General features: G+C 33.7%; 5 protein-coding genes and 1 tRNA gene. 1 reads left to right on the forward strand and 5 read right to left on the reverse strand.

What is annotated here, in order from left to right; translation table 11 throughout:
- Positions 1–426 precede the first annotated feature (426 nt).
- From V7164_RS24400 to V7164_RS24410, 3 genes are all read right to left on the reverse strand, one after another.
- Positions 427–1,242 (reverse strand): NYN domain-containing protein, encoded by an 816-nt coding sequence (locus V7164_RS24400; protein WP_335355517.1) that lies wholly within the window; start codon positions 1,240–1,242, stop codon positions 427–429.
- 321 nt (positions 1,243–1,563) lie between these two features.
- Entirely contained in the window at positions 1,564–1,929 is a 366-nt protein-coding gene (locus tag V7164_RS24405) for a hypothetical protein (RefSeq protein WP_335355518.1), read from the reverse strand.
- Between the two features lie 225 nt (positions 1,930–2,154).
- Positions 2,155–2,251 (reverse strand) — tRNA-Sec (locus V7164_RS24410).
- 141 nt (positions 2,252–2,392) lie between these two features.
- On the opposite strand from V7164_RS24410, the gene V7164_RS24415 reads away from it, so the two are divergent.
- The gene (locus V7164_RS24415; RefSeq protein WP_335355519.1) at positions 2,393–2,818 is read left to right on the forward strand and encodes a DUF2621 domain-containing protein; all 426 of its coding nucleotides are present in this window, start codon (positions 2,393–2,395) and stop codon (positions 2,816–2,818) included.
- Between the two features lie 222 nt (positions 2,819–3,040).
- Here V7164_RS24415 and V7164_RS24420 read toward each other — a convergent pair whose 3' ends face one another.
- Positions 3,041–3,526: a CcdC family protein gene (locus V7164_RS24420; protein ID WP_335355520.1), complete on the reverse strand. Its 486-nt coding sequence runs from the start codon at positions 3,524–3,526 to the stop codon at positions 3,041–3,043.
- A 146-nt stretch (positions 3,527–3,672) separates the two neighbouring features.
- A partial coding sequence (locus tag V7164_RS24425) for a response regulator (protein ID WP_335355521.1) occupies positions 3,673–3,874 on the reverse strand: 202 nt, incomplete at its 5' end.

Consider the following 3,874-nt stretch of genomic DNA (forward strand, 5'->3'; position numbering starts at 1 on the left):
GAATCATAGCGATTTCAGCATCATTAAAAAAATCCTTAGAAGCAAATGCAGTCATAACTAAAGAACTGATAACTAACAGGATTAATAGGAATAAACCTATCATTTTTAAGTTTACTGAAATAATAGTTTTTAATGTTTGAATTAGTATTTTCATTATCTTCACCCCTATCATCTAGTACGATAGTTACATGATAAAGGTTTCAATTTTAACCCATTTCTCAACACAACAAAAAAAGATCTCCAACGCAATGGAAGGAGACCTTAAAGTATTATTGTAATTTAAGGCTTTTATATCGTATTTAATATATTCGAATAAAAAACGACCCCATGGTTAGGGATCATTTTTCGGTGGTGATATAAAAGTTAGGTAATGTCTTAGTTTATGTATACTTTTATATCTTAGGTGATTTTGTAGTTATAAGCATATCATTTTTTTCTACCAGCTGCAACCTCTAAATGGAAGATTTCTTGATATTTTTTTCCTTCTCTAATATAAAGTTGATTCTCATGTTCGTATAGTTCAACAAACTCTAAGATATTGGCGATTTGAAAATACTTTATAACATCAGATTTAGTTGTTTGTAATGCACCTATCTTTGATAAATCTCTTGAATAGCTACTTAATGAAACCCAGACAGATTTTGTTTTTAAATTTTTAAAAGCTCCAGAGTTATAAAACTTCTCAGAAACCATTTTTGCCTTTTCTCCTAATTCTGCAGTTATTTCATCTATTTCAAATTTGACTTCTTCAACTTTGTGTACATTATTTAGATCAAAAATATCCTCTAAATATTGATGATAATCTGAGAAAACATTGATTACTGGATTGATTCCAGTTTTAGTGGTTAATGAGTAGGTTATTTTTGATTTTTCTTTAACTGCCCTTATAAGTGGAACAAAATCTCTATCATTAGTAACAATTACAAATACATCAATATTATTTATCTCATATAAATCTTTCATGATTCTAATAGTCATTTCAGCATCTGTAGAATTTTTATTATTTATTGAACAATGAAACACTTCTACTCCAAATGAATGAATATCAGTTTGTTCTTTTATTGATAATTCCTTGTCTGTAAAATCGGCAAATGCACAAAACTTTATTACATTATAGTTGACCGCCTCAAATTTTTTCTTTAATTCCACAAAAAAATTTACATCATAAACTGGAGGACACCCTAGTTCCTTTAATCTTTTAAATAGATTATCATAATCAACATATATAGCCACATTTTTCATTTCACAATAACTCTCCTCTCCTATCTTCACCATATTATACCATAATTCGATAGATTGGTAGGAGGTTTGGACTAGTTTTGTTATGGGTTTATGGGACACCCTTATCTAAATTGGAAGCCCCTAGTTGCCCTTACAGTTCATTCATTATGTATTATTTTTTTCTAATATCTTCTAATAATTTAAGTACATCTACATCACTGTCTTTTACCGCTACCTTAATATCTTTCCTTAATTACTTCAATTGCTCATCATGTACTTCATTTTCCTCATAAACTCTAACAACATCATAAACTACACCAGACTTATCAATTTTATACTTCATCATGCAACTACCAACTTACCATGTAAATGCTTCCAAGATTTACCGTAAACAATGTTCCAGATGTTTCTGTAACCTTGTCCATATGCTTCAGCAGTCATGTGGATGAAGTCACTTATCTTATTATCTTCGTCAGATTTCCATTCCTGCAATTGCTCAAGAATCTCGCACACTTCTTCCTCCATTAAACGTCTACCCTTGCCCATTTTGGCTCTTGTATTTTCACGATACTGAGCTTTCCTTGATGACAATTGTAAATTATCAATTCGATTGTCCCACTTCTCGGCCTTATTCGGATTATGATCGACTTCGATCCCTCCACGCTTAAAATACTCAATCGGAATTCCGTAGCGAGAAGCTGCAATCAAACGATGAACCCCATAACCAAAAAAGACCCCTTTCACATTTTAGTGAAAGGAGTCCAACGGTTTTTAGAATAGACTTTGACAGTTATTAACCACAGTCTAAACTAGTCTTATCATGAACTGTACGAAAACCGTAGCAGAATTTTAAATAAAATAAATCAAATTACAGATGTGTCACAGTATCCTATGCCTCAGAAATGTTGATTTAGCAACATTCCTAGATTTGTTTGGCGGGACTGCCTGGGAATCGAACCCAGCTGACCACGCACGGTGGTCACAGATAGTTTTGAAGACTACGGAGGACACCAGTACCCCAATCAGCCCCTTAATTGGACATGTTAATTATAGTATTTTAAGATATAATGAGCAAGGAAATAATCTGTTTTTTTATATTGATCACTTAACTTGTCTGCAATCTGGCAAGCGATTATAATATAGTAAGTATAATGTATTTGAAGGTGAGTATATGCTTAGTGGATGGTTTTTGTGGTTTATTCTGTTCTGGGTTGTTGTCCTTACGGGCTCTTTTGCCATTGGCGGCTTCTTTATGTTTCGGAAGTTCTTGAAAAAGATGCCTAAGGAAGACGGAAAATCGGATATGGATTGGGAAGAATATTACGTGAATGAATCAAAGCATCTTTGGAATCAAGAAGGAAAAAACTTGCTTGAAGATCTTGTTAGTCCTGTACCCGAACTTTTCCGTGATGTGGCAAGGCATAAAATTGCCGGAAAAATTGGTGAGCTCGCGATAAAGGAAAAGGTTTCTTCAATCAATGAGGATTTAATAATAAGAGGATATATTGTTGCTACACCAAAACGAGATCATAAATTCTTAAGAAAAAGATTAATTGAAAAAGAAATAAATATGACTCCATACGAACATTTATTTTAACCATTCTCAAAGGGGAATGGTTTTAATTTTACAAATGCCACAGATTTTCACTAATCTGTGGCATTTACATCTTTATTTTTCAATTCAATAAAGTGAAACTTCAATCAGTGGGGGTTTTCTTTCATCCCCCACTGATTGTTAGTTGAACCAATCGGGCTTTTACGGGCTGTTGATCCCCCACTTAGAAATTTTTGTATTACTCAACTTCTTGAAGTGGGGGTCTTACAGCCCGTTAATCTGCGATAAACTTAATTCACGCTGCAATTTACGATAGTTCATATACATAGCAACTCTCCATGGAACAATCATCCCAAACGCTAGTATCCAAAACATACCGCTAAGCTCCCCGAGATCAATGGAAGAACTCAAAACCAATTTACCAGCTATTCTAAGTATGAGTAAACCAATTAAGATAAAGGCAAATGCCTTTGACCGCTTTAAATATATTTGATTTTCCCTAATTTCAAATTTAGAGGTTTTGATCAGTAGTATGGAAAATATCATACCTACTAAAGTAGCTTCCAAGATTTCAAGGGGCGTTACTCTAAAATACGGAAAAATAAACATGAGGGCACCAGTACTCATGAAAATAGGCGGCAAAATTATTTTTTTGGCTGATGCTGGTTTTTTTGCTGCCTTAATGCGGAGAAACATGACGAATATAGCCATGCCAATGGCGCCAATTGATGAAACAATAACCATATCCATATTTTTACATCCCTTATCTAATGATGATTTATACTTATTATATCGTAATTCCTTATTTGAAGGAATGAAAATGAAATCAATACTGCCTCTGTTTAATCCGAACTACTCTAGATTCGGATTAAACAGAGGCAGCATGTGCTTACAAATTAACTTAATACTCTATTTACGGCCTCTAGGACACGGCCTTCATCAAACGGCTTTACAATAAAATCTTTCGCTCCCAATTCGATCGCCTCTACAACCATCTTTTGTTGCCCCATTGCAGAACACATAATAACTTTTGCACTTGGATATTGCCTCTTAATTTCCTTCACTGCTTCAAGTCCGCTCATTTCGGGCATTGTAATA

The sequence above is a fragment of the Bacillus sp. JJ1474 genome, from assembly GCF_036965225.1.
In the GTDB taxonomy this organism is placed as follows: Bacteria; Bacillota; Bacilli; order Bacillales; family Cytobacillaceae; genus Cytobacillus.